This is a genomic window from Rhodothermus bifroesti (assembly GCF_017908595.1).
GTDB lineage: Bacteria > Bacteroidota > Rhodothermia > Rhodothermales > Rhodothermaceae > Rhodothermus > Rhodothermus bifroesti.
This window is the reverse complement of sequence record NZ_JAGKTL010000004.1, coordinates 72327-98199: the sequence shown is the minus strand read 5'-3', so window position 1 is coordinate 98199 and position 25873 is coordinate 72327. Positions and strand designations below refer to the sequence as shown.

The 25873-nt window shown below is 55.6% G+C and carries 26 protein-coding genes; 9 read left to right on the top strand and 17 right to left on the bottom strand.

Annotated elements, in window-relative coordinates; genetic code table 11:
- Window positions 1–2: 2 nt before the first annotated feature.
- From J8E65_RS09595 to sufB, 4 genes are read right to left on the bottom strand one after another with little or no spacing between them, the layout of a single operon-like run.
- The gene (locus J8E65_RS09595) at window positions 3–1259 is read right to left on the bottom strand and encodes a cysteine desulfurase (RefSeq protein ID WP_210375540.1); all 1257 of its coding nucleotides are present in this window, start codon (window positions 1257–1259) and stop codon (window positions 3–5) included.
- A 17-nt stretch (window positions 1260–1276) separates the two neighbouring features.
- Entirely contained in the window at window positions 1277–2611 is a 1335-nt protein-coding gene (sufD, locus tag J8E65_RS09590) for a Fe-S cluster assembly protein SufD (RefSeq protein ID WP_210375539.1), read from the bottom strand.
- A 27-nt stretch (window positions 2612–2638) separates the two neighbouring features.
- A complete protein-coding gene (sufC, locus tag J8E65_RS09585) occupies window positions 2639–3403 on the bottom strand; it encodes a Fe-S cluster assembly ATPase SufC (RefSeq protein ID WP_210375538.1) in 765 nt (254 codons plus the stop codon).
- A 42-nt stretch (window positions 3404–3445) separates the two neighbouring features.
- Window positions 3446–4906, bottom strand: coding sequence for a Fe-S cluster assembly protein SufB (sufB, locus tag J8E65_RS09580; protein WP_210375537.1), 1461 nt, complete (start codon window positions 4904–4906; stop codon window positions 3446–3448).
- 269 nt (window positions 4907–5175) lie between these two features.
- On the opposite strand from sufB, the gene J8E65_RS09575 reads away from it, so the two are divergent.
- Window positions 5176–5508 (top strand): HesB/IscA family protein, encoded by a 333-nt coding sequence (locus J8E65_RS09575; RefSeq protein ID WP_210375536.1) that lies wholly within the window; start codon window positions 5176–5178, stop codon window positions 5506–5508.
- 3 nt (window positions 5509–5511) lie between these two features.
- Here J8E65_RS09575 and J8E65_RS09570 read toward each other — a convergent pair whose 3' ends face one another.
- Entirely contained in the window at window positions 5512–6588 is a 1077-nt protein-coding gene (locus J8E65_RS09570; protein ID WP_237181872.1) for a YjbQ family protein, read from the bottom strand.
- Between the two features lie 120 nt (window positions 6589–6708).
- Between J8E65_RS09570 and J8E65_RS09565 the strand changes: the two genes are divergently transcribed.
- Window positions 6709–7146, top strand: a complete 438-nt coding sequence (locus J8E65_RS09565; RefSeq protein WP_210375535.1) for a CBS domain-containing protein — start codon at window positions 6709–6711, stop codon at window positions 7144–7146.
- Between the two features lies 1 nt (window position 7147).
- Here J8E65_RS09565 and J8E65_RS09560 read toward each other — a convergent pair whose 3' ends face one another.
- The 9 genes from J8E65_RS09560 to J8E65_RS09520 all read right to left on the bottom strand — a co-directional run bounded on the left by J8E65_RS09560 (window position 7148) and on the right by J8E65_RS09520 (window position 14973).
- On the bottom strand, window positions 7148–7588 hold the full coding sequence (locus J8E65_RS09560; RefSeq protein WP_210375534.1) for a nitrous oxide reductase accessory protein NosL: 441 nt from the start codon (window positions 7586–7588) through the stop codon (window positions 7148–7150).
- Window positions 7585–8433: an ABC transporter permease gene (locus tag J8E65_RS09555; protein WP_210375533.1), complete on the bottom strand. Its 849-nt coding sequence runs from the start codon at window positions 8431–8433 to the stop codon at window positions 7585–7587. The genes J8E65_RS09560 and J8E65_RS09555 overlap by 4 nt, the downstream gene beginning before the upstream one ends.
- 8 nt (window positions 8434–8441) lie before the next feature.
- Window positions 8442–9311: a heme ABC exporter ATP-binding protein CcmA gene (gene ccmA, locus J8E65_RS09550; protein ID WP_210375532.1), complete on the bottom strand. Its 870-nt coding sequence runs from the start codon at window positions 9309–9311 to the stop codon at window positions 8442–8444.
- Between the two features lie 7 nt (window positions 9312–9318).
- Complete coding sequence (locus J8E65_RS09545; RefSeq protein ID WP_210375531.1) at window positions 9319–10683, bottom strand: nitrous oxide reductase family maturation protein NosD; 1365 nt, start codon at window positions 10681–10683, stop codon at window positions 9319–9321.
- Complete coding sequence (locus J8E65_RS09540) at window positions 10661–11323, bottom strand: cytochrome C (RefSeq protein WP_210375530.1); 663 nt, start codon at window positions 11321–11323, stop codon at window positions 10661–10663. The genes J8E65_RS09545 and J8E65_RS09540 overlap by 23 nt, the downstream gene beginning before the upstream one ends.
- A 63-nt stretch (window positions 11324–11386) precedes the next feature.
- A complete protein-coding gene (gene nosZ / locus J8E65_RS09535) occupies window positions 11387–13369 on the bottom strand; it encodes a Sec-dependent nitrous-oxide reductase (RefSeq protein ID WP_210375529.1) in 1983 nt (660 codons plus the stop codon).
- A 39-nt stretch (window positions 13370–13408) separates the two neighbouring features.
- A complete protein-coding gene (locus J8E65_RS09530; RefSeq protein ID WP_237181871.1) occupies window positions 13409–13840 on the bottom strand; it encodes a c-type cytochrome in 432 nt (143 codons plus the stop codon).
- A 29-nt stretch (window positions 13841–13869) separates the two neighbouring features.
- Window positions 13870–14310 (bottom strand): RrF2 family transcriptional regulator, encoded by a 441-nt coding sequence (locus tag J8E65_RS09525; RefSeq protein WP_210375527.1) that lies wholly within the window; start codon window positions 14308–14310, stop codon window positions 13870–13872.
- A gap of 225 nt (window positions 14311–14535) precedes the next feature.
- On the bottom strand, window positions 14536–14973 hold the full coding sequence (locus J8E65_RS09520) for an RrF2 family transcriptional regulator (RefSeq protein ID WP_237181869.1): 438 nt from the start codon (window positions 14971–14973) through the stop codon (window positions 14536–14538).
- 143 nt (window positions 14974–15116) lie between these two features.
- On the opposite strand from J8E65_RS09520, the gene J8E65_RS09515 reads away from it, so the two are divergent.
- Window positions 15117–16511 carry an NAD-dependent succinate-semialdehyde dehydrogenase gene (locus J8E65_RS09515; protein WP_210375526.1) on the top strand — a complete coding sequence of 465 codons (1395 nt, stop codon included), beginning with the start codon at window positions 15117–15119 and terminating at the stop codon, window positions 16509–16511.
- On the opposite strand, the gene J8E65_RS09510 is transcribed toward J8E65_RS09515, so the two are convergent.
- Window positions 16483–16779, bottom strand: a complete 297-nt coding sequence (locus J8E65_RS09510; protein WP_237181867.1) for a SemiSWEET family sugar transporter — start codon at window positions 16777–16779, stop codon at window positions 16483–16485. The two genes, J8E65_RS09515 and J8E65_RS09510, sit on opposite strands and share 29 nt — an antisense overlap.
- A 303-nt stretch (window positions 16780–17082) precedes the next feature.
- Between J8E65_RS09510 and folK the strand changes: the two genes are divergently transcribed.
- From folK to J8E65_RS09495, 3 genes are read left to right on the top strand one after another with little or no spacing between them, the layout of a single operon-like run.
- Complete coding sequence (gene folK / locus J8E65_RS09505) at window positions 17083–17595, top strand: 2-amino-4-hydroxy-6-hydroxymethyldihydropteridine diphosphokinase (protein ID WP_210375525.1); 513 nt, start codon at window positions 17083–17085, stop codon at window positions 17593–17595.
- A gap of 19 nt (window positions 17596–17614) precedes the next feature.
- A complete protein-coding gene (locus J8E65_RS09500; protein WP_210375524.1) occupies window positions 17615–18301 on the top strand; it encodes a deoxynucleoside kinase in 687 nt (228 codons plus the stop codon).
- Window positions 18302–18303: 2 nt separating this feature from the next.
- A complete protein-coding gene (locus J8E65_RS09495; RefSeq protein WP_210375523.1) occupies window positions 18304–18477 on the top strand; it encodes a hypothetical protein in 174 nt (57 codons plus the stop codon).
- A gap of 5 nt (window positions 18478–18482) precedes the next feature.
- On the opposite strand, the gene J8E65_RS09490 is transcribed toward J8E65_RS09495, so the two are convergent.
- A complete protein-coding gene (locus J8E65_RS09490; RefSeq protein WP_210375522.1) occupies window positions 18483–19154 on the bottom strand; it encodes a TonB family protein in 672 nt (223 codons plus the stop codon).
- Between the two features lie 303 nt (window positions 19155–19457).
- Between J8E65_RS09490 and carA the strand changes: the two genes are divergently transcribed.
- Both carA and carB read left to right on the top strand, forming a co-directional pair.
- Entirely contained in the window at window positions 19458–20597 is a 1140-nt protein-coding gene (gene carA / locus J8E65_RS09485) for a glutamine-hydrolyzing carbamoyl-phosphate synthase small subunit (protein WP_210375521.1), read from the top strand.
- A 40-nt stretch (window positions 20598–20637) separates the two neighbouring features.
- Window positions 20638–23478, top strand: coding sequence for a carbamoyl-phosphate synthase large subunit (gene carB / locus J8E65_RS09480; RefSeq protein ID WP_210375520.1), 2841 nt, complete (start codon window positions 20638–20640; stop codon window positions 23476–23478).
- A 258-nt stretch (window positions 23479–23736) separates the two neighbouring features.
- Here the strand turns inward: carB and mtaB are convergent, their stop codons facing one another.
- The gene (gene mtaB, locus J8E65_RS09475) at window positions 23737–25068 is read right to left on the bottom strand and encodes a tRNA (N(6)-L-threonylcarbamoyladenosine(37)-C(2))-methylthiotransferase MtaB (RefSeq protein ID WP_210375519.1); all 1332 of its coding nucleotides are present in this window, start codon (window positions 25066–25068) and stop codon (window positions 23737–23739) included.
- Between the two features lie 91 nt (window positions 25069–25159).
- Between mtaB and J8E65_RS09470 the strand changes: the two genes are divergently transcribed.
- Window positions 25160–25864 (top strand): phosphatidylserine decarboxylase family protein, encoded by a 705-nt coding sequence (locus J8E65_RS09470; RefSeq protein WP_210375518.1) that lies wholly within the window; start codon window positions 25160–25162, stop codon window positions 25862–25864.
- Window positions 25865–25873: the final 9 nt, after the last annotated feature.

The following is a 25873-nucleotide window of genomic DNA, read 5'->3' as shown; positions in this document are numbered from 1 at the left end:
AATCAGCGCAGCAGTTTTTGAATGCGTAGTAGGGCGTCGACGAGCACGTCGATCTCTTCGCGGGTATTGTAGAGTGCCAACGAAGCCCGAATGGTGCCTGGCAAACCCAGATAATCCATAAGCGGTTGTGTGCAGTGATGCCCGGTGCGTACAGCAATTCCCATTTGATCTAGTAGCGTGCCTGCATCATAGGGGTGAATGCCTTCTATGACAAATGAGAGCACACTAACCTTTTCGGGAGCAGTGCCTACAAGGCGTAAGCCCGGTACCTCTTGGAGCCGCTGGGTTGCGTAGCGGAGCAATTCTGCTTCGTAGTGGATGACTGCTTCGCGTCCTAAGCGATCTAGGTAGATGAGCGCTGCTTCCAGCCCAAGGGCACCGGCAATGTGCGGCGTGCCTGCTTCGAACTTATAGGGGAGTCGGTTGTAGGTTGTTCGTTCAAAGGTGACGCGCTCGATCATATCGCCTCCACCTTGGTAAGGAGGCATAGCTTCAAGCCACTCGGCTTTGCCGTAGAGAACACCGATGCCTGTGGGTCCGTAGACTTTGTGCCCCGAGAAGCAGTAAAAGTCGCAATCTAGCTCAGCTACGTTGACCTTCAAATGCTGCACGGCTTGCGCGCCATCGACCAGCACCGGGATGCCCCGGGCGTGTGCTATTCGGATGATTTCTTGAACCGGATTAACCGTGCCCAGGGCATTGGATACGTGGGCGATGGCGACCAGTCGTGTACGTTCATTTAAGAGCCGCTCCAGTGCTTCTAGATCGAGCACGCCGCGAGCGTCTACGGGCACGATGCGCAGCCGCGCGCCTTTTTCTTCACACAGCATCTGCCAGGGGACGATGTTGGAGTGGTGCTCCATGGTGGAGAGCACGATTTCGTCCCCTGCGCGCACGCGCTGGCGACCAAACGTAGCCGCTACGAGATTAATGCTTTCGGTCGTGCCGCGCGTAAAGATGACCTGTGCCGGATCTGGCGCCCCAATAAAAGCAGCCACCAGGCGGCGGGCTTCGTCATAAGCATCAGAAGCCTGTTGGCTCAGGTAGTGGACGCCGCGGTGGACATTGGCGTTTTCTCGGGTGTAAAAATCCCGAATGCGATCAATCACCACCTGAGGTTTCTGGGTGGTTGCCGCATTGTCCAGGTACACGAGCGGACGCCCGTCGTAGACGCGTTGGTGCAGTGCTGGAAAGTCTACACGCACGCGTGCTACGTCGAAGCGCGTCTCGAGTCCAGTAAGGTCAACAGGGGCAGGCATAAGGCAAACCATTGAGTTTAGGCGCCAAATCGCTGGGCTACCAGGTCGTCAAGGTAAGCACGTAGGGGTTCTAGGGCAATTTGGTCAAGTACGTCACGGGCAAAGGCAAGTAGCATTAGGGCCCGAGCTTTTTGCGCGGTAAGCCCGCGGGCCCGCAGGTAAAAGATGCCCTCTTCGTTCAGCTGACCGCAGGCAGCGCCGTGGGTGCAGCGCACGTCGTCAGCGTAGATTTCCAGTTCGGGCTTGGAGTACATGCGGGCTTCTTCGGTCAGCAGAATGCTTTTGTTTGACTGGTACGCATTGGTTTTCTGGGCATGAGGTCGGACGAGCACCTTGCCGTTGAAGACGCCTATAGCACGTTCGTCTAAGATACCTTTGTAGAGTTCGTTGCTAACGCAGTTGGGGACAGCATGGTCGATCATCGTGTGGTTATCGATGTGCATGGTGCCGCGCCCTAGGAAAAGCCCATAAAGGTGCGTCTCACCTGCTTCGCCATCGAAACGAACGTACACGTTGTTGCGCACCAAAGCGCCGCCTAGCGTCAGCGTATGGTTGGTGTAGCGACCTTCCTGTTCTAAATAAGCTTGCGTACTGTAGATGCCCGAGGCCGTCTCACCCTCCAGGCGTAGATCGTAGTGCGCAAGCTGGGCACCACGCCCGACAAAAACCTCGGTTACCGCATTGGTGAAGGTGCGTGTAGCACTCCGGGTATGACCGCTGTAGAGGAGTTGGAGCGATGCGCCCGGGGCTATGGCAATGACGTGGTGTGGCTGCAAGAAAAGGTCTTCCTCAACATCGATCAAGTGCACCACGTGCACTGGCCGGTCTAAAGCAGTGTGGGGTGGGAGGTAGAAAAAGAGCCCATCCCGTGCAAAGGCCAAATTGAGCGCTAAGAACGGCTCGTTTTCGTAGTCCAGGCTGTGGGCAAAGTAGGCCGTAAACAGTTGGGGATAGGCTTGTGCTGCATGCTGCAGGCTGGTAAGGACAGCGCCTTGGGGCAGTGCTGCGGCCGGCGTGGAGAGCTCCGGTACCCATTGGCCGTTCACGAGCACGACACGATAGGCATCGAGTTCCGGAATAGCGTACCGCGCTAAGTCCGCTTCGCTAAGTTTGGGTCGTGGGGGCGCTGGTTGAATGGTGTAGGCATGCTGCAGTGCCCGAGCAATCGGGGTGTATTTCCAGGCTTCGGCTTTGCGGCTAGGAAAGCCTAGGGCCTCAAATCGCGCAATGGCCTTACGCCGAAGCTCCGAAAGGTAAGCATGACTACCGTTGAATGCAGCATCGCCCTGCAGCTCAAAGGCATGCAGGAAGCGTGCTTCAGGACGCGTTGAAGTTGCTGTTAGGGTGGTCATAGATCTATCCAATAACTTGCAGCGTATTCAGGCAGGAAATCCGATTTCTTCGCGGATCCAGTCGTAGCCTTTTTCTTCGAGTTCCAACGCCAGGTTTTTATCGCCGGAGCGTACAATCCGGCCATCGACCATAACGTGGACGTAGTCAGGCACGATGTAGTTGAGCAAGCGCTGGTAGTGTGTGATCACGACAAAGGCCCGATCTGGAGTACGTAGCCGGTTGACGCCGTCGGCTACTGTGCGCAGCGCATCGATGTCGAGCCCGGAGTCGGTTTCGTCCAGGATGGCCAGCCGCGGCTCAAGCAAGGCGAGCTGAAAGATCTCGCTCCGCTTTTTTTCTCCACCCGAAAAGCCTTCATTGACCGAGCGCTGCTTTAGGCTGGGATCAAGCCCCACGAGTTCGGCTTTTTCCTTCAAAAGCTGCAGAAACTCGGCCGGACCCAGGGGCGGCAGGCCACGATGCTCGCGGATAGCCTTCAGGGCCTCACGCAAAAACGTTGCCATGTTGACGCCCGGGAGCTCGACCGGGTACTGAAAGGCCAAGAAAACGCCTTCACGGGCTCGCTCGTCGGGCTCCATTTCCAGCAGATTCTTGCCGTCGTAGAGCACCTCGCCCTCGGTGACCTCGTAGTCTTCGCGGCCAGCCAAGACCGAGGCCAATGTGCTCTTGCCTGAGCCGTTGGGGCCCATGATGGCGTGCACTTCGCCCGCATTGACCGTCAGGTTGACACCTTTGAGGATTTCTTTGTCCTCGATGCGTGCATGTAGGTTTCGAATCTCTAGGAGTGCCATAGGGATAAGGTTCTTTAGGGTTTAAGGGAATGCACTAACCGATTAGCCCACACTGCCTTCTAGCTCGATGGCCAGCAGTTTTTGAGCCTCCATGGCGAATTCCATAGGCAGATGGGCTAGCACTTCTTTGCAAAAGCCGTTGACGATCAGTTTAATCGCGGTCTCTTCGCTTAGGCCACGCTGCAGGCAGTAGAAGATCTGGTCTTCGCCGATCTTCGAAGTCGTAGCCTCGTGCTCGACCTGAGCCGTGGGATTTTCGATTTCTAGGTAAGGGAACGTGTGAGCACCGCACCGGTCTCCCAGAAGCATCGAATCGCACTGGGAAAAATTGCGGGCATTTTCAGCGGTACGGGCTACTTTGACTAAGCCGCGGTAGCTGTTGTTGGAGTAGCCCGCTGCAATGCCCTTAGAAATAATCGTGCTGCGCGTGTTGCGGCCTAGGTGAATCATCTTGGTACCGGTGTCGGCCTGCTGATAGCCCTTGGTAAAGGCTACCGAGTAGAATTCTCCGACCGAATTATCCCCCTTGAGGATGACGCTAGGATACTTCCAAGTGATGGCCGAGCCGGTTTCAACTTGCGTCCAAGAAATTTTGGCATTCTCACCTAGGCAGATGCCACGCTTGGTGACAAAGTTGTACACACCACCTTTGCCTTCCGCATCCCCAGGATACCAGTTCTGTACGGTCGAATATTTAATCTCTGCATCCTTGAGCGCAATGAGCTCTACTACAGCTGCGTGAAGCTGGTGCTCATCGCGCATTGGGGCCGTGCAGCCCTCAAGATAGCTTACATAAGCACCCTCATCGGCAATAATCAGCGTGCGCTCAAACTGGCCCGTACCCTGCGCGTTGATGCGGAAGTAGGTGCTGAGCTCTACAGGGCAGCGCACCCCTTTCGGCACGTAGACAAACGACCCGTCCGAGAAGACCGCCGAGTTTAGCGCAGCAAAGAAATTGTCTGTGTAGGGAACCACCGAGCCCAGGTATTTCTGGACCAGTTCAGGGTAATGCTCGATCGCTTCGCCCATCGAGCAAAAAATGATGCCATGTTTGGTTAACTCATCTTTAAGCGTGGTGGCTACCGACACGCTGTCCATCACCGCATCGACAGCCACGCCCGCCAGGCGCATCTGCTCGTCCAGCGGAATCCCCAGCTTGCGGAACGTCTCCAAAATTTTAGGATCTACTTCGTCGAGACTTTTGTAGCGTGGTTTGCGCTGGGGTGCCGCGTAGTAGCTGATCGCCTGAAAGTCGATATCCGGGTATTTGAGGTGCGCCCAGCGGGGATAAGTCTCCTCATACCGTTCCAGCAGACTCATAAAATGACGGAAAGCCCGCAGCCGCCACTCCCGCATCCAGTCGGGTTCCCCGCGCCGGTCCGCAATGTAGTGGATTGTCGCTTCACTTAAGCCCGGGGGGGCTTTCTCGACCTCGATATCGGTCGTAAAGCCGTATTTGTAATCGCTCTGGGCTACTTCGTGTAGGTATGCCGTGTCGCTCATAAGACCTCGAAACAGTTAGGGTGCCATCGGTAGGACTGTCTTTGCAGGCAAGCCGCATGCCACCTGTCAAAGCAGGACTGTGGCCTATAAAAGAGGCCGTAATATAACAGATGTAAATGAAAGTTTACACTCTGGAGTGTCAACGCTTAGCTACAAACCATAAGGTTGACAGAACGTTCCCTCGATTGGGAACTGGCGAGCGTGTGCAAGGTTGCCCTTTGTGGTAAAGGGCTAGGATTCATGGTGTACGTTGCTATTGTGAAAATCCTATGGAGTTGCAGATTACGCAACGCGCTTTAGCGCGCATTCGGGAGGTGGCAGCGCAGGAAGGGGTGGATTTGGGGCAGACGTGGCTTCGGATTGCGGTGGTGCCTGGCGGCTGCTCGGGATTGACGTATGAGCTGGGGTGGGATACTGCGCCGCAAGCGGATGACCTTAGGTCCACGTTTGACGGTATTCAGGTTATCATTGATCGGCGCAGCTATTTATATCTTCAGGGGACTACGCTGGATTTTACCGATGGGCTTGAAGGGCGCGGATTTCACTTCATTAACCCCCAAGCGGTGCGTACGTGTGCCTGTGGCGAGTCGTTTGGGTTGTAAGGCTTAGCGAAACTGATAAAGGCGGGCTTCCACAATGCGCCTGTCGTGCGGCGCACGCTCCCACTGGATCAGGATAGGGGTTTGGTAGCGGCCCCGATGGAGCGAAGGCTGGCCTTGGTCATTGGGGCCGATGAGTAGGGTAACCGAGCGTTTCATGCGTAGAAAGCGTGCAGCGGATAGGGCCAGAAATTTGTTCAAGACGCGTTCGAGTAAGGATTCCTGCAGGTGTAGTTTGTCGATGAGCTCGTTGGTTAGGCGCAGCAGGTCGTATTTTGCATAGTTAAGTACTTTGGCCGGAACAGCGTGCGGGTTCTGCAGGGCATGTAAGCCTGTTTGGGCCATAAAGCGAAACGGGTTGCGGAGTACTTCGGCCAGGTCGTGGCGCATAAGTAGGGTTTCGTATTCGTTGACGGTCAATGCGGCATGGGTTTCTTCGGCGGGGAGCATCAGATCCAGGCGGCCGTAGGATACAGGGTATGTTCGAAGCCAGCTTTGCAGTGCTTCCCAAAAGCCCAGCGTACTGTCGCACAGGTTAACCGAAGCAATGCGATGGCAAGGCATAGGGAGGGGGAAGTGTTGCCGCGCCAATAGCTCAGCGCGGTTAAAGCCAACCACGGTGGTGGTGCGGGTCCGCATGTGGCCTTCATAGACGCCATCGAGGTCAACAAAATAGACAGGTTTGCCCGGCAGGTGACGGTAGACGGCCCCAGGCAGCAGTCCAGCTCCAATAAAGGTCAGGTGTGCGTCTGCGTTGCGGGGTTCTTGCCGGCGTTGTATTTCGCTCAACTCTTGGCGGAGCTCCAGGCGGTCATGGCGATAGCCGGCTTCCGGAGGAAAAAGATGTTGAAACGTTTGAAAAAAGGCCTCCAGTGCCTCGCGTCGATAACCTAGTCGTTCGCATAGCCGCTGTTCTGGGTAGCCTGCTGTTGTATGGTAGGAATAATAAAGGCCGTAGCGGTAGGTCTGGAGAAACGCTGGAGCCTGTTTGTACAAAAGCGCCGTGATGTCGATAAAATCCAGACGGGATTGTGGGCGCAGCGTCAGCGTTAGGGCTTCAGGAAGCACGGCTAGCATACGCATTTGCGATGCAGAGCGAAGGTAACAAACCGCTTAAACAAAAACAACTTGGGTAGATCCTACGCGAAATTTAGGCGTATAGGGTCCTACAACCCCGTCCGCAAAACGTTGTAGGAGGACGCCATGAGGAACGTCCGTTCTGTGCTTAAACGCAAAGGCTTTCAAGTGATTACGGTTGATGCGGGCACGCCGGTCATTGAAGCAGTGCGTCGGTTGCGGCAGCACCAAATTGGTGCGATGCCTGTCGTTGATGATCGGGCGCGGATGATTGGCATTTTTTCCGAGCGGGATGTTGTGCGTGGGTTGGCTGAAAAGGGTGCTACCGTCTTGGAAGATCCAGTTCGTCGATGGATGACCAGTCCAGTGCATTTTTGCAAGCCTGAGGATTCCATCCGCGATGTAATGGCCCAAATGACATACCGCCGCGTGCGGCATCTCCCGGTGGTGGAAGATGGGCGTCTTGTAGGCCTAATCAGTATTGGGGATATCGTTAAATCTCGGCTTGAAGAGCTCGAAGAGGAAACCCAAATGTTGCGCGACTTGATTGTGGCAGGTCGGTAGGCTACGGGTGGGGGAGGAATCCAGCCCGAAGCTGCTCAAAACGCAGCACAGGAGCATGGAGCTGTTGGGCTAGGCTTTCGGCAGCTATCGAATCGGCTAAGGCCACGATGCCATAGCCCATGGGTGTAGTTAGCCGGTCGCTTTGTACGTACAGCGCCACTTCGGCGCGCAGCCAGCGTTCCTGCAAGTAATCGTTCACCCAAATGTGTGCCTGGGGTTCGCTAGGGTGTGCTTGCAAGTAGTGCAAAAGGCAGCCGATGTCGTCAAAGCGCCGAGCCTGGCCATCGATCAGGCGTAGGGCAGCTGCGTAGCGCGGCTCGGTAATCAGCATGCGGCAATAGTCGCAGCTGTCATAGCCAAAGCGAAACGTGGGTGGCTGGTCCAAATCTGCCCCGCTTTGGCAGCTGCCAAACAGCAACAGAAGCACAAACCAACGTTTCATAGCGCACCGCGGCGATGGAAAAATAGGTGAGCGGGCAATAAAGGCACCAAGGTCCATAGACCCAACAGTCCAATCGAAAGGGGGAGTAGGCGCAGGCCGTAGATATGCATGGCATACTGTCCAGCTGGACCTAGCACCTGAAGGTCGCTTTGCAGGAGCAAAATGGCCGCAAGCTTAAACACCTGAAGCGGATTTAACAGCGAAAGTGTAAAAAGCGCTTCAATAGGCATGCGCAGGACCAAGGCCGAGCCTAGCAGACCCAGATCTCCCAAGAAAACCAGCAGTAGCCAGGCAAACAGCGCGCTGCCAAGGGCTGCGGCAGTGCGGGGGAGAGCACTCGAAAACAATAATCCCAAGCTCAGGCTGAAAAGTGCTAGCAAGATCGCTAATCCCAGCAACCCCAGGAAGGCTCCTAGCCCTATGGTGCTGCCTCGCCAAGCAAGCACCAGTCCGCTCAGGCCAAAACCAATGCTCAGCGTAGCCGTAAGGGCTGTCGCCAGCCCGAGCAGTTTGCCCAGTAGGACCTCGGCGGGCGTGATCGGTTGGGCCAGTACATAGAGCAGGGTGCCTTGCTCGCGCTCGAGAGCTAAGCTTAGCGCGCCCAGCGTTAGTCCCATTAGGGGCACAATGAGCATAACCAAGTTGATGAGACTTGCGGTTGTGCGTCCAAAACCGGCTAGTCCGTAGAGCTGTCCGCTGGCCAGGCCCATCCAAGAAAGCACCAGCGCTAGCAGAGAAAAAACCAGCGTATAGAGCACAAACCACCGGTTGCGCAGTGCGTCGTGCAGCTCTTTACGGGCTAACAACCCAAAAACTTTCGGCGTAACGTTATGCAGCAAGATCATGGCTGTGGTTAGGCATGAAGCTCAAAGTCCGTGATTTCAAAGCCAGCTTGGCTAAGCAGAAGTAAGGGAGAAGCTTTTTGGTCAAAAGGAACCCGCACCTCCAGACCGTGGCCATTCGTGCGGGCTTCAAATCCTTGCGTGCGCAACGTCTGCAATGCGTCGGCGTGTTGGGTTTCAGGAAGATGCAACCGCAGGCGCACGTGCGGAACAACGTGAAACAGGTGTTTTTTGAGCAAAGTCGGGCTTGTATCGGCTTTTAAACGACCGTTTTCAAGGAACAAGACGCGTCCGGCCAGCTGCTCAACTTCTTCAAAGCGGTGCGTGGCAAAAATCAGCGTTTTGCCTTGCTGTTTTAAGGCTTCTAAATAAGTAAGAAACTCGCTGCGGCTGCGCACGTCTAGGCTGGCTGTAGGCTCATCGAGCAGCAACAAAGGGGGGTCGCCAAGTAGGGCCAGCGCCAAGGCTAGTCGTTGCCGTTGTCCCCCGGAGAGCGTGCGCGTTGGCTGGTGCATGCGGTCTGCTAAGCCCACTTGTTCTAGAAGTGGGCGGGTTGCTTGGAGATCCAAGCCGCGCAAGCGTGCAAAAAAAGCTGCGGTTTCGCCCACAGTTAGCGTTGGGTAAAACGCCACCTCCTGGGGTACAAAGCCAATAAGCCGGCGCGCGGCTTTCCCTTGTCGCCGGACGTCGTAGCCATTTAGGCGAATTGTGCCTTCAAAAGGGAGCAGGCCTAGGATGCACCGAAGTAGTGTGGTCTTACCAGCACCGTTAGGCCCCCATAAGGCCAGTTGCTCGCCAGTCTCGACAGTGACCGACAATTCCTGAAGTACTTTGGCGGCGCCAAAACGCTTCGTAAGACGCTCAATCTGCAGTAGCGCCATATCACGTTCATCTTAAAGGTTGCAAGCGGGCTTTGCCCATCACTAGGATGCTTAGTAGCAGCAAACCCAAGCCAGCTAGCGCCAGTGCCGTGCTAGGCTGCTGCTTGGCTGCGGGCAGGCCCTCTGGAAGTATCGGCCGCAGCCGCGGCTGTGGGTCGGTAAGCTTGGGGACAGGGCGCATCACGGGGAAGGCGCGCGCGGCCAGTTCCAGCGCTTGGACGACGGGACTAAACGCAAACCAGCGCAAGGCCGGCGTTTGGTCCGTGAGCGCGTCGAACAAAGCTACGGCCTGATAAGGCACTTCGCCCAACCCATCACGGTCTGCATCATAGCCACGATAATCGCTCCAGTAATTCTGTCGCCAAAAGCTTCCAATGCTTTCCGTGAACTGGCCGCCCCCCAGGATATCTATCTGTTCGTAGTTTTCGATAAAACTATTGTTTTCAAATAGACTCCGGGGTGCTGGACCTAAAGTTTGCAAGCCAACGTCGTTATAGGCCAGTACGTTTTGGTTGTAGTGGATTTGAGCATCCAGAGCCCGTGGGCTGGAGTCCACAAAAATGCCCACCTGGTTGTCGATGACCGCGTTGCTTTCGAGCACGACGTGGTCCATGTCTTTCAGGCCAATGCCAATCCCTGAGGCATGCCGGTTATAGGCCAACAGGTTTTTTCGAAACACAAGGTGCCGACTGTACATCAGGTAGGCGCCCACTGAATTGTGCAACATGCGGTTTTGCTCGATGAGGGCGCTATCGCTGTACATGAAATGTTGGCCGTAGCGACTCAGGGTGACTGTGTTCCCTTTCAGCACAACACCTTTAGAAAACCAGATGACCACATCGCGTCCGTGTTGAATCCTGTTGTTCAAGATGTGGACATTATGGCTGTACCAGAGACGGATAAGATCGCCCCGGCGCGCTGTTTCGAGGCTAGGGTCTCCGGTAATTGTGTTGCGTTCGATGCGGCAGGAGTCGGCCTGGCGCAGGTAGATCCCAAACAGTACATGCTCAATTCGGTTGTCGGCTATGGTCACGCGGGGGGCGCTAACAAGAATGCCGGCATCGTCTTGGTCGAGCACGCGGCCTGAGTTGCGAATGACAAAGCCCTGCAGGACGACATCGGGTGCTTCGATGGTAACCACAGTGCCGCGCCCTTGACCGTCGATTATGGGCGTTTGCTCACCTAGCAAAACCATAGGTTTGGTAATACGCACCGGACCGGCGTAGAGGCCGCTTTTGATGCGCAGCGTATCCCCTGCTTGGGCTTGGTTGAGCAGGTCCTGCAATGAGGCAACCGGCTGCGCCTTGAGAGGCAGCGCAAGCAGCACGACCACAAGCAGGCCCCACGTTTTATGTGCTCGCCTGAGCCACATAGGCATCGTAAAACGGCTTGTAAGCCTTGCGGTGGTAATACAGGCCAAGAGCGATCAAAATGGAGGCCGCAATGGCCATCCAAAGCCCTATGTCCCAGAAAGCGACGACGCGAAACTGCCCTACCTGTCCTTCGCCCAGCAGAGGAGGAACAAACGGTTTGACGGAGCTGCTTAAGGGGGCCTTAGGATCCAGGTTGGTCCCGAAGCTCCAAAGCCAATAGTACAGGTCGGCCAAAAAGACCAGTGGGTAAAGTAAAGCAGGTAGGCTCAGTACAGCCGCCCACGGGGAATGAATGTAAATCGCTCCGCCTACCAAAAGTGCCATGGCTGCAATCAGAAAAATGCTTAAGGAGCGTTCAAGCTGGGCCGCTTCTTCAAGCGGCCGCATGCCGATATAATGGTTTAGGCCGTCGATTTCGCGCACGTCGCCCTCGACACGGTTCACGTATACCTTAGCCACCAGGCCGCCGGGGTATTGGGGTGCATAAAGCCGGATGCGCCAGTAAGGGAAAAAGATCGAGATGAGTAGCAGCAGGGCCGCTGCGCTGAGCAGCAGTGTCGGCCGTCGGAAATGACGCCGCTCACGCTGCAGGACCGAATCTGGGATGCGCGGTCCGATGATTTTAGACAGCCACGTCATGATTCCTGTCTTATTGGGGTAAACTTGGGGGTCGGGGTTTTCCAGGCCCCGACCCCCAAGGGTTTACGGACGCACCAAGAAGTAGCCGACCATTTCCAAGTGGAGTGCCGAGCAAAATTCGGTGCAGTAGAAGGTAAACACGCCGTCGCGGTCAGCTACAAATTCAATCGTTTGCGTTTCGCCCGGCTCTAGGCTCAAATTGACATTGTAGCCGGGCAGCGCAAAGCCGTGCGTGGCATCCCGCGCGCGCTCAATGCTTGTGATGTGCCAGATCACGCGGTCGCCTTTACGCACTTCCACATGCTCTGGGGTAAAATGGCTACGGGTGGCCGTCATCCAGATTTCTACCGTATTGCCTCGGCGCTCAATGCGCTCTTGACCTGGTTTGACCGCATGGGGATGGGCAGCTTGTGTTGTCGGCTCCCAACCGACCTCAGGATAAACCTCCCATGCCTGGATTTTGTCGGCCTTGATGATCTGAGCATAGTGTGGCTCTCCGATGCCAATAGGCATATCGTAGAGGAGCTGCATTGGCCCCTGGGGATTACTGATGTCGATCAGCTGGAAGTTTTGGGGCAGGAGCGGTCCAACGTTGCTAAAGCGGTCCACCGACCACTTGTTCATGGCCACCAGATAGCGGCCGTCAGGGTTGACGTTATCGCCTTCTGCAGCCACCAAGTGGCCGATGTTATAGTGGACCGAGATTTTGTCCACTACGCTCCAGGGATCTCGGCCATGCTTTTCGGTCCAGGGTCCACCCAGCGTCCAGCGCACGACAGCGCTTTCCAAAAAGAGGCTGGTGTAGGCGTATCCGTTAGGATCAAACTGGGTGTGCAGCGGACCCAGCCCAAGCTCAATTTGGCTTTCTACGACGGCGTCAAAGTCCAAAATCGGCACGCTATAGTCATCCCGGCCTGAAAAGCGCTGGCTGGCAATAGCATTTTGGATTTTCTCAAAGCTGAAGACGGTGGCATGGGGGTCAAGCTTTCCGGAGACAACCAAGTAGTTCCCATCCGGAGAGACGTCGATGCCATGTGGGCTCTTGGGTTCAGGGATAAAGTAAAGCACGCCCTCGGCAACGGCGGTTTCGATCGGTAGAACTTTGAAGCCTTTGATTGTGCGCGTGCGTCCTGCTGCTACCAGCTCAGCTGCCTTACGCAGGTTGATAACATGCAGGTAGTCCATGTCGCGCTGCGAGACACCAGCTTCAAAAGGCGGATTGCCCTTCTCGACGCCACCTGTAGCCATTTCGGTATTCAAAGAATTGCAAAATACCCAGCCCTCACTTACGCCTTTACCAGCATCGCACAAGTCCTGCCAATAGGGGGGTAGTTCCAGCGCAAAAGACTGTTCGGGCAGGATGCGTCCCCGTTGCCGATCAAACTTCCAGAAGGTGACCAGCCCTCGATATTGTCCCTGATACTGTTCAATCGGGGCATATCCCTCGAACGGTGCTGCATACTGCCCGCCTTCGATGACCCACTCGGTATTTGGGGTTACAAAAGCACCGCCGTGGTCACTTAACGAAAGTGGGTTTTTGACGATCTGCTTGGTCTCAAAGTCACGCAGATCGATCACGGCGATGCGGGAATTTGCCTTGTCGTTGACAAATAGGAATTGGCCGTCATAATCGCCGTTGGTTTCAGAAAGCGCGGGGTGGTGCACGTCGCCCCAGGTAAGCTCTTTACCCTCAAAGGCGCCTTGCCGGAGGACTTCACGGGTTTCTTTAGAGAAACCCCAGCCCTGCCAGGGTTCTGGTGTAAAGACGCCGATAACCTTAAGCAGGCGCATCGAGGGAACCCCAATGACCAGCACCTGTCCTGAGTGTCCCCCCGAGGCGAACAGGAGATACTCGTCATGCTTACCTGTGGGCTGATACGTTTTGACTGCCGCGACGACGTCGGCCGGGCTAAGGCCGCGTGCCCGAGCGATCTCCATGGGGTCATCGCTGATTAGCTCACCGCCGCGCTGCGCACCGCCGCGACATCCAACCAAGAGCACAGCCGCAGCGGCTATGCTAGCTAGCCAGAGCACATTGCGTTTCATGGCCTTACCTCCTAGGCTTAGGTTTGAAGGTGGAATGCATCAAGAGGTTGCGCCAACCTGGCGCAGGTATTCGAGAATGGCACGGGCTTGCTCTTCGGTCAGGCTAAGATCCGTCATGAGCGTGCCGTACTCCGATACGAGCTGTTTGACCACGGGATGGCGCTGGATCATCCCATTGGGGTTGAGCATCATGTTCATGAGGTACACCGGACCGCGTCGCTGGGTAACGTTGCCCAGCGGCGGACCGATGAAGCGCTCCTCGAGTCGATGGCAGGCGATGCAGTAGGTGTTAAAGAGCTGCTCGCCTTGCTGCGCTAGCGCTGCATCAAGCTGCTCAGCTAGGGTTAGCTGCTTAACTGGACCGATTTCGGCAGCCAGTGCTTCAGGGTCTTGTGCCGTCGATGCGGCTGCCGAAGGGTTGGAGGAATTTGTTTGCTGAGGGCCACAGGCCGTCAACGTCAGGCTCATCATACAAGCTGCAAGAGACCAAACCAACGTTTTCATTTCTCTGAAGGACTTGTTGTGGAAGGTTTACGGGAAGCGTGAGGATGGAGCAAATCTTCCAGGGTCATTTCGGCCAGCAGTTGCCGAAGTTGCTGGCGGCATGGAAACCAAAGCAGATGCAGCGGGCAGGGGTGGGCTTCGTTGCAAGGTCCAAAGCCCACCAGGCAACGCTCGAACACGCGAGGCCCATCGACAGCCTCTACCACCTCGAGCAGGGTGATTTGCTGAGCAGCTTTGGCCAGGCGAACACCTCCACCTGGGCCGCGTAGCGTATCGGTCAGCCCAGCAGCTGTTAGGCGTAGCACGATGCGCGCTAGGGTATGGGGAGAAGCCCCAATACGTTGACTGACCTGGCGAACGGTTAGAAAACGCCGCCCATTGTGCTGCGCCAGCAGTTGCATTGCTGCTAGCGCCTGTCGACCACTCTGACTGATCATTTAGGTTTAAGGATAATTTTGTCTTTGACATAAAATTTGTACTGCGCGGCTTTTTTGTTGTCAGGGCTTGTTAGCCATGCGTTGTCGGCAAACTGCTACATGTGCTGCCAGGTAAACCCCTACAGGCAGCGTACTAGCGTTGATAAAAGGAAAATAGGAGTTAAAAGTCTTAAAAAGTGAGATTCACCGAGCTTTTGCGGCTTTTTAGCAGGAAGTGCATGGAGCTTAAGGTATAAGGCGCAAGTTGGCCTCGCGAATGCGGCGGGCCATATCGGCTAGCGTGGTAGTGGCAAACAGGTTGCGGATCGGGTTGCGCACATCTTTCCAGCGTTCGTGCAGAGGACAAGGAACGGCTTCGCCACATCCTGGTAGGCCGAGCACGCACTCGGTAAACAGGGCCGGGCCGTCGATAGCCACAATGACGTCAAACAGCGTAATCTCTTCGGGCGAGCGGGCAAACATGACGCCTCCACTAGGGCCGCGCAGCGACTGCATCAGGCCGGCCTGCGTAAGCTTTTGGAAGATTTTGGTTAGGAAGGGCACTGAGATTTGAAGCTGTTCCCCAATTTCACGAATGGAAATGTACCCGTTATGGTTCAGCGTTGCTAGATATAAGACAGCCCGTAAACCGTATTCGCAAGCTCGGGAAAACATGGTAGACATTTTAGGCTTAGGGATACATTTGTCCTAAAAAGTAACGGGCACACAATTGCCTAAACCCAATGTAAGTTCCCATAAGGGGATCGATTAGGCGTTTCATCCATATACTTTTAGGGTTATCTGTTCAACGAGCTTGAGGTAAAACCATGGGTGAAGTGACGGTGCGCAGCGCGTTTCCTGTGATTTCCCCAGTTACAGGGAAGCAGCTTCGGGTGTACGAGGGCATGACGTGGGACGAGGTCGAGCAGGCTATTGAGCAAGCGCACGAAGCGTTCCTGGCATGGCGACGGGTGTCCATTGGAGACCGCGCTCGGCTTATGCTTCGATTAGCAGCGCTGCTGCGGGAACGCGCAGATCATTACGCACGCCTGATGGCCGAAGAGATGGGTAAACCCATTCGGGATGGCCGGGCCGAAGTGCAAAAATGTGCTTGGGTGTGCACGTATTATGCTGAGCAAGCAGCGGATTTTCTGGCTCCGATGCCAGTTGCGACCGATGCGCGCAAAAGCTACGTGGCTTTTGAACCGCTAGGCGTTATCTTGGCCATCATGCCCTGGAATTTCCCTTTCTGGCAAGTGTTTCGCTTTGCTGCGCCAAGCCTAATGGCTGGTAATGCGGCCGTGTTGAAGCATGCCTCGAACGTGCCGGGTTGTGCGTTAGCACTTGAAGCATTGTTTCGGGAGGCAGGCTTTCCCGAACACCTGTTTCGCACGCTTCTTATCCGCAGCGATCAGGTGGAGCAGGTCATTGTGCATCCGCGCATTCGGGCAGTAACGCTGACCGGGAGCACGCCAGCTGGGCGCGCCGTAGCTGCCCAAGCAGGGGCAGCACTCAAAAAAACCGTGCTGGAGCTGGGCGGTAGTGACCCGTATCTCATCCTAGAAGATGCCGATGTGGCGCAGGCTGCTGCCATTTGCGCCAAAAGCCGGTTGATCAATTCTGGCCAGAGTTGCATTGCCGCCAAACGGTTTATTGTGGTCGAAGCGGTGCGTGAGCCGTTTGAACAGCTACTGGTTGAGCATATGCGGGCAGCTCGGGTAGGCGATCCGATGGATGAGGGGACCGAGGTGGGACCACTGGCACGTCATGACCTGCGGGATGCATTGCACCGCCAGGTCCAGGAGAGCCTGCAGCGTGGGGCTCGGCTGCTCCTTGGGGGCGTTATCCCAGAAGGGCCAGGTGCTTACTATCCGCCCACGGTGCTGACCGATGTGCCTAAAGGCGCTCCTGCTTATGAGGAAGAGCTATTTGGTCCTGTAGCTGCCGTGATTCCAGTGCGGGATGAAGCTGAGGCCATCCAGGTAGCTAACGACACTGTTTTTGGTTTGGGAGCAGCGGTATTTACCCGCGATGAAGCACGGGGAGAACGGATTGCGCGTGAAGCGCTGGAGGCGGGATGCTGCTTTGTGAACGACTTTGTGCGGAGCGATCCCCGCTTGCCGTTTGGTGGCGTCAAAGAAAGCGGTTACGGTCGAGAACTTTCGGTCTTTGGCATACGAGAATTCGTAAATATCAAGACGGTCTTTGTGGGAGGCCACTAAGCGAGCGACGTCGAAAACGCCAGATCATCACCAATAGACTTCCTACCAGGGTCATGCCAATGGCATTGGCCAGAATGATCACCGGATCTTTGCGCAAAATGCCGTACAGCAGCCAAAGCACAATCCCGGTGAAAAGGAGCAAAAACGTTCCGGCCGACAGGTCGTCGGCTGTACGACGCCGCCAGGTTCGGACGACCTGGGGCAAGAAAGCTAAAGTCGTTAGGGTAGCCGCAAGTAAGCCAAGGCCAAGCGTGAAATCCATACGCATAGTGCAGATAGCTACGTCATAGCGCATGCAAAATTACGCCCTTTGCAAGCACTTTGCAGGGTAACCCCTAGGAAAAAGCGCTTAAGAAAAGCGCTCTAGGGCCGATAGATTAAACAAGTGCCTGCCCATCGAAGTCTGCCGTGCGCATAGGAGAACGGTTGCAGCTGCGCGCAGGATGGGGAGAAAAGCCTACAGCTTTGCAAGGCTGTAGGCTTTTTCTTTCGTGAAACTCCAGGCTACGTGTCAAGTAAGGCTGGGCAAGCCATCAGGCCTCGGCTGATGCCCGCGTTGAGTTTGCAATGCATGCGTGAGTCCGTTTTTCTAGGGCTAGGAGCCAATCTAGGTAACCGTCTTGTGCAATTGCAGGCTGCTGTGGCGGCCTTACGTCGCCATCCAGCCATCGAGCTGGTTGCGTGTTCACCGGTCTATGAAAGTGCAGCCCATACCTTAGCAGACGAGCCGCAGCCCGATTATCTCAACGCGGTCGTCTGGGTACGTACCTTGCTGGAACCAGAAGCCCTGCTGGCTTTGTGTCTCCAGCTAGAAGCAGCAGCAGGACGGCAGCGCACCGCGCCTTGGTCGCCTCGCCCACTGGATTTGGACATTCTGGCCTACGGGCAGCGAACGCTTTGCCAGGCTACGCTAACGATTCCACATCCGCGACTAAGCGAACGCCGGTTTGTGCTGCAGCCCTGGGCAGATTTAGCGCCTGAGTTTTATGTTCCCGCCCCGTTTTGCACCTCCGTGGCGATGCTACTGGCACGTTGTCCTGATCGGGCACCCTTGCACCGTCTGGGCGTTTTGCTAGAAAGCTAAGCACAAGCCTACACCCATCATGACTGCCTCGACGCCGCCGCACGTCCCAGAAGACTTACGTTACCTAGTCATTGAAGGCGTTATTGGGGTAGGGAAAACTACGCTGGCACGTTTGCTGGCCGAAAGGTTTGGCGGCCGACTCGTGCTCGAAGCTTTTGAAGACAACCCCTTCTTGCCGCGGTTCTATGAGGACCCCGAACGCTGGGCCTTTCACACGCAGCTCAGTTTTCTCGCCAGTCGCTTTCGGCAGCAAAAGCAGCTGCTGCTCCGGGACTTGTTTTATCCGTTTGTCGTGAGTGACTATGCGTTTGATAAAGACCGCATTTTTGCCCGTATCAACCTCAAAGGAGACGAATGGCACCTGTATGAGACGCTCTATACCCTTATGGAGCCGAACGTGCCTACACCGGACCTGGTTGTTTACCTGCAGTCTACACCGGATCGGTTGCTGGAAAATATTCGTAAGCGAGGAAGACCTTATGAGCAGCGCATCGAGCGGCACTATTTGGAGGCGCTCTGCGAAGCTTATGACCACTATTTTTTCCATTACACTAAAGGGCCCCTGTTGATCGTGAATGCCACACAGATCGACTTCGTGCGGCATCAAGAGGACCTCGAGGAACTGGTGCGACAGATTTTAGAACGCCGCCGCTATGGCGGTATCACTTACTTTAACCCTCGGCCTGCGCGGGCAATAGAAGAATAGCGATGTTAAAGCTGGTTGTCTGGATTGTCTTGCTTTACTTGATTTGGCGCAGCGGGCGAAACTTGGTACGCGCGATGTTGGAAGACCTACAGCCGCCCGCTTTGCCTTCCGAGAGGCAGCAGCGGCGCCGTCCCTGGGAAGAGATTGAAGATGCACGCTGGGTCGATTTGGACTAAAGGCCTTATTGGCCAAAAGTAAACGTAATGCGGGTGGTGCTGCTTACAGGACGGTTTTGGCGTATTGCCGGTCGAAAGCGCCAGTTTCGGGCAGCCGCGAGTGCTGCTGCTTCCAGGCCGTAGCCAATCGTATCGACCGCTTGGCGCTGAGGAAAAAGTAAATAGCGCTCGACAACCGTAGCGCGCTGGACTTCACCAGAAGCGGTAACCTGCACCTCAACCACAATTTCAGCTCGAATGCGAGCGCGCCGCGCCTCGCGCGTGTATTCTGGCTCCACAAAGCGAATGGGTTTGGGCCCAATCTCAAGTGCAGCTCGCGTAGCCCCCACCCCTGACGCCTCAGCAGCTTCTTCTCCCAGGGTTTGACCCGTGCCCGCACCCTCAAACGGAATCAGCTCCTGGGTGATGTCTATTTCTTCAAGCAGCACTTCTTCTGGTACGACAACGGGAATTGGAGGGGCTGGGGGAGGGGGAGCAGAACGGGCCTGCCGAGTGGGTACCATGATCTCCAAAGCAATAACTTCGGAGGTCAGGTTCGAAGCTACCGGTGCGTGTACTTGATGCCTGCTAGGCCAGGCATGGATCAGAAGCAACAAAAGCCCCAGCGTAAAGGCCAGGCTGGCCATAAGGCGCAAGGGGTAAGCAGCGCGCTCGCGATAAAAGCGTACGAAAAACATAGGGATCTTGGAGATAACCCTATCTTGAACCGGTCCGTGCGCGTTCCGTTCAACAAATGCAACGGAACTTCATGAAAAAAAACCTTAGGAAGCGCTGACGGTTGGTTTCCTTAAAGCAAACGTTGTATCTTCCCGAAACCTACATGCCGCACAATCGTTTGCTCGCCGAAACGGCATTAAACGGTGGACGGTTCTGGATCTGAACACGCGGTATTTCGACGATTCGATGGTGGCTAAAGCCTTCCCAAGGGGGAAGGCTTTTTTGTACCCGTTCCCCTTAACCTCAAACCCATTGTGGCCGTCATGATACCCTTAGTGCACCCGACACCGGACCCCTGCAAACTCGCTCTGGAAGATGGTACCGTGGTGACTGGCATTGCTATCGGACACCGGGGCGAAACCGGCGGGGAGCTCTGCTTCAATACCAGCATGACGGGCTACCAGGAAATCATGACTGACCCTTCCTACTACGGTCAGATCATGATGATGACCTATCCCCATATTGGTAACTATGGGGTAATGGACATCGACATGGAGGCAGCCCGTCCTATGGTCGCTGGCCTAGTGGTCCGTGCCTTCTCGCATCGCTACTCGAACCGTTTGGCCGATGGCTCCCTGGAAGACTGGATGCGACGTCATGAGCTGGTAGGCATTTCCGGTGTCGACACCCGACGATTGGTGCGCCATATCCGTACCCAAGGGGTCATGAACGCGGTCATCTCTTCGATCGACCTAGACGACGAGCGCCTGGTCGAAAAAGCCCGGAGCCTGCCTTCGATGAGCGGTTTGGAGCTGGCCTCCTATGTGATGCCGAAGCATCCTTACGACTTCTCGAGCGGCTCAGGGCCGCGCATTGCCGTTTTTGACTACGGCTGCAAGCTAAACATCCTGCGCATGTTTCAAGCGCGGGACTGCACGGTGCGGGTTTTCCCAGGTTATGCGCCGCTCAACGAAGTGCTTGCCTGGGAACCCGACGGGCTGTTTTTCTCAAACGGCCCAGGTGACCCTCGGGCAATGCCTGAGGCCATTGCACGCGTGCGCGAAGCCATCCAGACGGGTCTGCCCATTTTTGGCATTTGCTTAGGCCACCAGCTGATGGCGTTGGCCTTAGGCTTTAAGGTATACAAGATGTACGTCGGCCACCGCGGCGCCAACCATCCGGTCAAGAACTTGCGCACTGGACGCGTAGAAGTAACCACGCAGAATCACGGTTTCGCTGTCGACCCCGCATCGGTAGATCCGCGCCACGCTGACGTGTCGCATGTAAACCTCAACGATCAAACCGTCGAGGGGCTACGCTTTAAGTCGTTTGCCGGGCTTTCGGTACAGTATCACCCCGAAGCTTCGCCTGGGCCGCACGACAGCCGCTACCTCTTCGATGAATTTCTTGCACTGATTGCGGCACATCGCCAGGTGGTGCTGCCCCAGAAGGTCTTAGCTTAAATGTCACCCCGCCCAACACAAGCACAAACCGCAAAAAAGTATGCCTAAGCGGACCGACATTCAGCGGATTCTGCTCATTGGCTCTGGTCCGATTGTTATCGGACAGGCGTGCGAATTTGACTATTCAGGTAGCCAGGCTGCGCGTGCCCTACGTAAAGAAGGCTACCAGGTGATTTTGGTCAACTCAAACCCAGCCACGATCATGACCGACCCGATCACCGCCGATCGGGTCTACCTCCAGGAACTAACACCTGAATCGATTCGACGCATCGTAGAAAAAGAGCGCCCCGATGCTGTGCTGCCCACTATGGGCGGCCAGACCGCGCTTAACCTAGCGGCTCAGCTTCACGAAGAAGGTTTCTGGGAGGCGATGGGCGTCGAGATTATCGGCGTGGATATCGAGGCGATTCAAATAACCGAAGATCGCCAGCGATTTCGTGATCTGATGGAACAAATCGGGATCGACCAAGCCCGAAGCCGGACGGCGCGCAGCTTGCTTGAAGCTAAAGAAATCCTTCAAGAGCTGGGAGGGTTGCCGGTCGTTATCCGACCTTCGTTTACCTTGGGAGGCACTGGCGGCGGCATTGTTTGGTCGATCGATGAATTTGATCGCAAAGTAATGCGCGGCTTAGAGCTCTCGCCCGTACACCAAGTCCTGATCGAAGAAAGCGTCTACGGCTGGAAAGAGTACGAGCTGGAGCTGCTGCGCGATGCAAACGATAACGTGATCATTGTTTGTCCCATCGAGAACTTCGACCCGATGGGCATTCACACAGGAGATTCGGTTACGGTAGCACCTGCGCAAACGCTCACCGATAAGCAGTACCAGCGCATGCGCGATGCTGCCATCAAGATGATGCGCTCAATTGGCAAGTTCGCTGGTGGATGCAACGTGCAGTTTGCTGTCGAGCCGCACACCGGCCGTATGATTGCTGTTGAAATCAACCCGCGCATGTCGCGCTCTTCGGCACTGGCTTCAAAGGCTACCGGCTATCCCATCGCCAAAGTGGCGGCCCGTTTGGCTGTGGGCTATACGCTTGATGAGCTGCCCAACGATGTGACCGGCACCACAAGCGCCTGCTTTGAGCCTTCGATCGATTACGTGGTCGTAAAAATTCCACGTTGGAATTTTGAGAAGTTCGAAGGGGTCGATGAAGAGCTTACCACCCAGATGAAGGCTGTAGGCGAGGTTATGGCCATCGGTCGCACCTTCCCCGAAGCTCTCCAAAAGGCTTGGCAAAGCCTGGAGAATGGCTATGCTGGCCTAGGCGCTGACCGGGAAGACCCGCCGCGCGAAGAGGTGCGTACTCGCCTCAAAAAACCCTACTGGGACCGCACGCTCCAGATTCGGAATGCCTTTCGCCTAGGCGCTTCGGTCGAAGAAATCCACGACATCACCTACATTGACCCCTGGTTTCTTTACCAAATTGAGGACCTCGTCAAAATCGAGCGGGAACTGGAACGGCGAACGCTTGACCAGCTCGATGCTAACCTGCTGCGACTGGCTAAGCAGTACGGTTTCTCGGATGTGCAAATTGCCTACTTGCTCCAAGGCAATGTGACCGAAAACGATGTACGGGCACGCCGCAAGGCCCTGGGCATTACGCCCACCTTCCAGTTGGTCGATACCTGTGCGGCTGAATTTCCTGCGCAAACGCCCTATTATTACAGCACGTACGAGACCGAAACTGAAAGTGAGGTTACCGATCGCGAAAAAGTGATCATCTTGGGTGCCGGACCCAATCGCATCGGTCAAGGCATTGAGTTCGATTATTGCTGCGTGCATGGCGTGCTGGCCGCCAAGGAGATGGGCTACGAGGCCATCATGATCAACTGCAATCCAGAAACGGTGTCGACCGACTTCGACGTGGCTGATAAACTTTACTTCGAACCCATCTTCTGGGAGCGGGTGCTCGATATCATCGAGCACGAAAACCAACACGGTAAGCTTAAAGGCGTAATCGTGCAGCTTGGGGGGCAAACCGCGCTCAAGCTGGCTAAGAAGCTGCATGAGCACGGCATTCCGATTTTGGGAACCCCCTTCCCCATGATGGACCTGGCTGAAGAGCGAAGTAAGTTTTCTGGGATTCTGCGAGAACTGGAAATCCCCTATCCCCCCTATGGGGCGGCGCGAACGGTGGCCGAAGCCGTCGAGGTAGCCGAACGCATCGGCTATCCCATCCTGATCCGGCCTAGCTATGTTTTGGGCGGACAGGGTATGCGGATTGCCATCAATAAGGAAGAGGTCGAGCGCTACGTGCGCAACATCCTGAAGCTGCTTCCGGACAACGAAATCCTGCTTGACCTCTTCCTGGAAAATGCCATTGAAGTCGATGTCGATGCGGCCTGCGACGGTGAAGAGGTTTGGATCGCCGGTATTATGCAGCATATCGAGCCAGCCGGTGTGCATTCTGGCGACTCAACTGCTGTGCTGCCGCCTTACTCACTCTCAGAAGAAGTGCAGGCTACGATTCGGCGCTATACGGAAGACATCGCTCGGCGGCTTGCCGTCGTGGGCTTGATCAACGTGCAAATGGTGATCAAAGATAATGTGGTCTACGTGATCGAGGCCAACCCGCGCGCTTCACGTACCATGCCGTTTGTGGCCAAGGCCACTGGTGTGCCGGTAGCAAAAATCGGCACGCAGCTGATGCTAGGACGCAAGCTCCGGGAGTTTCGGGAAGCTGGCCTGCTGGAGTCTAAACTCAAAGGCTATGCCATCAAGGAGCCGGTCTTTTCTTGGGATAAATTCCCCGAGGTCCCGAAAGAGCTGGGCCCCGAAATGAAGTCGACCGGCGAGGCGATCGCATTTGTCGAGACGCTCACGGATGAACATTTTCGCCGGCCTTACGCTATCCGCAATTTGTACCTGAGTCGATAAAGCAGACCTTGGGGTGCAGCGGGCCTGCACGGTTTAAGGCCGTGCAGGCCCGCTTTGTTATAAAAAACCCTTTGGACAAACGCCAGCTCCAGCATTGCCACTCCGTAAGACCGGTAAGCTGGGGAAGAAGCCGCATGCCAGTGCACCAAAAAGAAACTTGCTAGGGCAGCACTGTGCCGGAAGCAAACAATGCAGCGAAATGCTTCGCCGTCTCGGCCCGGTGGCTTGCAGCGCTGCAGCACGCTTAGAAGATGTCTTTTAGGATGCGAAAACGGCTGAATTTTCTACCGGCGCTTCGGCCATAAGCGTGCCGTCAGGAGCGAAAGCGCCTAAACGTACCCTTTCGATTTGGCCTATCCGTTGAGGATCAAAGGGACGCTGCACCCGAATGTAGTTGTCGGTGTAGCCGTACATGCAACCGTGCTTTTCTGTGCCTTCCCAAAGTACCGGTCGCACTTGTCCTTGATGTTGTGCGTAGAAGGCGTGTTGTTTTTTATGCGAAAGGATTTGCAGCATGCGATTGCGGCGAGAGCGCTCGGCTTTGGGGACAGGTGTGCCTCCCATACGATCAAGCTGCACTACAGCCGCGGTGCCGGGACGCTCCGAGTAGGTAAACACGTGCAGATAAGTGACGGGCAACTCATTCAAAAAACGGTAGGTGTTTTCAAAGCGTTCAGCTGTTTCGGCTGGAAAGCCTACAATCACGTCGACGCCAATAGCAGCATCAGGCAGGAGCTCTCGGATGCGGGCGACGCGTTCGGCATAAAGCTCACGCTGGTAACGCCGACGCATTTTGGCCAGTACCACATTATCGCCGCTTTGGAGCGGCATGTGGAAATGAGGCATAAAGGCACGTGAGCTGGCTACAAACGCAATGATTGCGTCGCTGAGCAAGTTGGGTTCAATAGACGAAATGCGATAGCGCGCAATCCCCTCAACACGGTCTAGCTCTCGGAGCAGATCAAGCAACGTTACACCAAACTCTTGGCCATAGAGGCCGATATTGACGCCTGTAAGCACGATCTCCTGAAAACCCATTTCGGCAAGCTGTCGTGCTTGCGCTACCGTAGCTTCAATGGGCTGTGAACGGCTGCGGCCTCGTGCCTTGGGAATGGTGCAGAACGAGCAGACATAGTCGCAGCCGTCCTGAATTTTAAGAAAAGCCCGCGTGCGCTCTGTAGAAGAAAATGCCGGGCCAAACTCTTGGAGGTCGTCAATGCAGGAAACGGCCACCTGAGTCTGTTCCCCTTTTTGAAAGCGCTCAATAAGCTCAAAAAGATGAAACTTCTCACGCGCGCCCAGTACGACGTCGACGCCTTCGATGCGGGCAATTTCTTCTGGCCGAAGCTGCGCGTAGCAGCCAGTTACGATGATAAAGGCGTTTGGATTTTGGCGAATAGCGCGGCGAATAATTTGCCGGCACTGGCGCTCAGCCTCGGCTGTAACCGTACACGTGTTGATGACCGTTACGTCGGCCGGCTCACCAAACGGCACAACTTCATACTGGTGCGCCAGAAAATCGCGCTCCAACGTGCTGGTTTCCGCAAAATTCAGCTTGCAGCCAAGTGTGTAGAACGAAACGCGGGGCATTGACGTTTAGGCCGCATAATTTTAACAGCGAAGGTGCGAACGCGAAGGGCGGGTAGGGGTTTCACGTAAGCCTAAGCTCAGATAAACGTCCATGTTGGCCCCTGAAGGATATACCCTAGTTGCTGGAGCGGCGCTCACGTCGTTGCTTGCTGCTGGGAGTGCCTATGTGTGGTTGCCTGGCGCTTGGCGCTTTGTGGGCATAGGATGTGCTGTGTTGCTGCTTTTGTTTGTCGTGTTTTTCTTCCGGGATCCGGATCGCCAGCCGCCCCAGGACGCTTCTCGCTTAGTGTTAGCTCCTGCCGATGGGAAGGTGGTCGAGGTGGTGGAGGTTGATTATGAGCCGTTATATTTGCAGGGACCTGCGCGCCGCGTCTCCATTTTTCTTTCGCCACTGGACGTGCACGTCAACCGTGTGCCGGCTGAGGGCGTTATCGAGTGGGTGCGTTACGTGCCTGGGGCATATTTGGTGGCTTGGCATCCCAAGGCAAGTGAAAAGAACGAGCGTTCCGAGATTGGGCTTCGCCACCCCAGTGGCACCAAAATTTTGTTTAAGCAGATTGCAGGTGTTTTGGCACGCCGCATCGTTTTTCATTTGAAAGAAGGCGACGCAGTTCAGGCTGGCCAGCGTTTTGGGATCGTTAAGTTTGGCTCACGGATGGATGTGCTGGTTCCTCCTCATGTTACGCTGAAGGTGCAAGTAGGCGATCGCGTGCGGGCAGGCGAAACCGTGCTGGGATGGCTACCTACGGCTGCAGAGGCTGAAGTAGCGCATTTAGAACGCGAACACAACCCATAGGCAATCTTT

Coding starts and splice junctions, on each gene's coding strand:
- J8E65_RS09595 (WP_210375540.1), bottom strand. CDS start 1,259: ATGCCTGCCCCTGTTGACCTTACTGGACTCGAGACGCGCTTCGACGTA.
- sufD (WP_210375539.1), bottom strand. CDS start 2,611: ATGACCACCCTAACAGCAACTTCAACGCGTCCTGAAGCACGCTTCCTG.
- sufC (WP_210375538.1), bottom strand. CDS start 3,403: ATGGCACTCCTAGAGATTCGAAACCTACATGCACGCATCGAGGACAAA.
- sufB (WP_210375537.1), bottom strand. CDS start 4,906: ATGAGCGACACGGCATACCTACACGAAGTAGCCCAGAGCGATTACAAA.
- J8E65_RS09575 (WP_210375536.1), top strand. CDS start 5,176: ATGGAGTTGCAGATTACGCAACGCGCTTTAGCGCGCATTCGGGAGGTG.
- J8E65_RS09570 (WP_237181872.1), bottom strand. CDS start 6,588: ATGCGTATGCTAGCCGTGCTTCCTGAAGCCCTAACGCTGACGCTGCGC.
- J8E65_RS09565 (WP_210375535.1), top strand. CDS start 6,709: ATGAGGAACGTCCGTTCTGTGCTTAAACGCAAAGGCTTTCAAGTGATT.
- J8E65_RS09560 (WP_210375534.1), bottom strand. CDS start 7,588: ATGAAACGTTGGTTTGTGCTTCTGTTGCTGTTTGGCAGCTGCCAAAGC.
- J8E65_RS09555 (WP_210375533.1), bottom strand. CDS start 8,433: ATGATCTTGCTGCATAACGTTACGCCGAAAGTTTTTGGGTTGTTAGCC.
- ccmA (WP_210375532.1), bottom strand. CDS start 9,311: ATGGCGCTACTGCAGATTGAGCGTCTTACGAAGCGTTTTGGCGCCGCC.
- J8E65_RS09545 (WP_210375531.1), bottom strand. CDS start 10,683: ATGTGGCTCAGGCGAGCACATAAAACGTGGGGCCTGCTTGTGGTCGTG.
- J8E65_RS09540 (WP_210375530.1), bottom strand. CDS start 11,323: ATGACGTGGCTGTCTAAAATCATCGGACCGCGCATCCCAGATTCGGTC.
- nosZ (WP_210375529.1), bottom strand. CDS start 13,369: ATGAAACGCAATGTGCTCTGGCTAGCTAGCATAGCCGCTGCGGCTGTG.
- J8E65_RS09530 (WP_237181871.1), bottom strand. CDS start 13,840: ATGATGAGCCTGACGTTGACGGCCTGTGGCCCTCAGCAAACAAATTCC.
- J8E65_RS09525 (WP_210375527.1), bottom strand. CDS start 14,310: ATGATCAGTCAGAGTGGTCGACAGGCGCTAGCAGCAATGCAACTGCTG.
- J8E65_RS09520 (WP_237181869.1), bottom strand. CDS start 14,973: ATGTCTACCATGTTTTCCCGAGCTTGCGAATACGGTTTACGGGCTGTC.
- J8E65_RS09515 (WP_210375526.1), top strand. CDS start 15,117: ATGGGTGAAGTGACGGTGCGCAGCGCGTTTCCTGTGATTTCCCCAGTT.
- J8E65_RS09510 (WP_237181867.1), bottom strand. CDS start 16,779: ATGCGTATGGATTTCACGCTTGGCCTTGGCTTACTTGCGGCTACCCTA.
- folK (WP_210375525.1), top strand. CDS start 17,083: ATGCGTGAGTCCGTTTTTCTAGGGCTAGGAGCCAATCTAGGTAACCGT.
- J8E65_RS09500 (WP_210375524.1), top strand. CDS start 17,615: ATGACTGCCTCGACGCCGCCGCACGTCCCAGAAGACTTACGTTACCTA.
- J8E65_RS09495 (WP_210375523.1), top strand. CDS start 18,304: ATGTTAAAGCTGGTTGTCTGGATTGTCTTGCTTTACTTGATTTGGCGC.
- J8E65_RS09490 (WP_210375522.1), bottom strand. CDS start 19,154: ATGTTTTTCGTACGCTTTTATCGCGAGCGCGCTGCTTACCCCTTGCGC.
- carA (WP_210375521.1), top strand. CDS start 19,458: ATGATACCCTTAGTGCACCCGACACCGGACCCCTGCAAACTCGCTCTG.
- carB (WP_210375520.1), top strand. CDS start 20,638: ATGCCTAAGCGGACCGACATTCAGCGGATTCTGCTCATTGGCTCTGGT.
- mtaB (WP_210375519.1), bottom strand. CDS start 25,068: ATGCCCCGCGTTTCGTTCTACACACTTGGCTGCAAGCTGAATTTTGCG.
- J8E65_RS09470 (WP_210375518.1), top strand. CDS start 25,160: ATGTTGGCCCCTGAAGGATATACCCTAGTTGCTGGAGCGGCGCTCACG.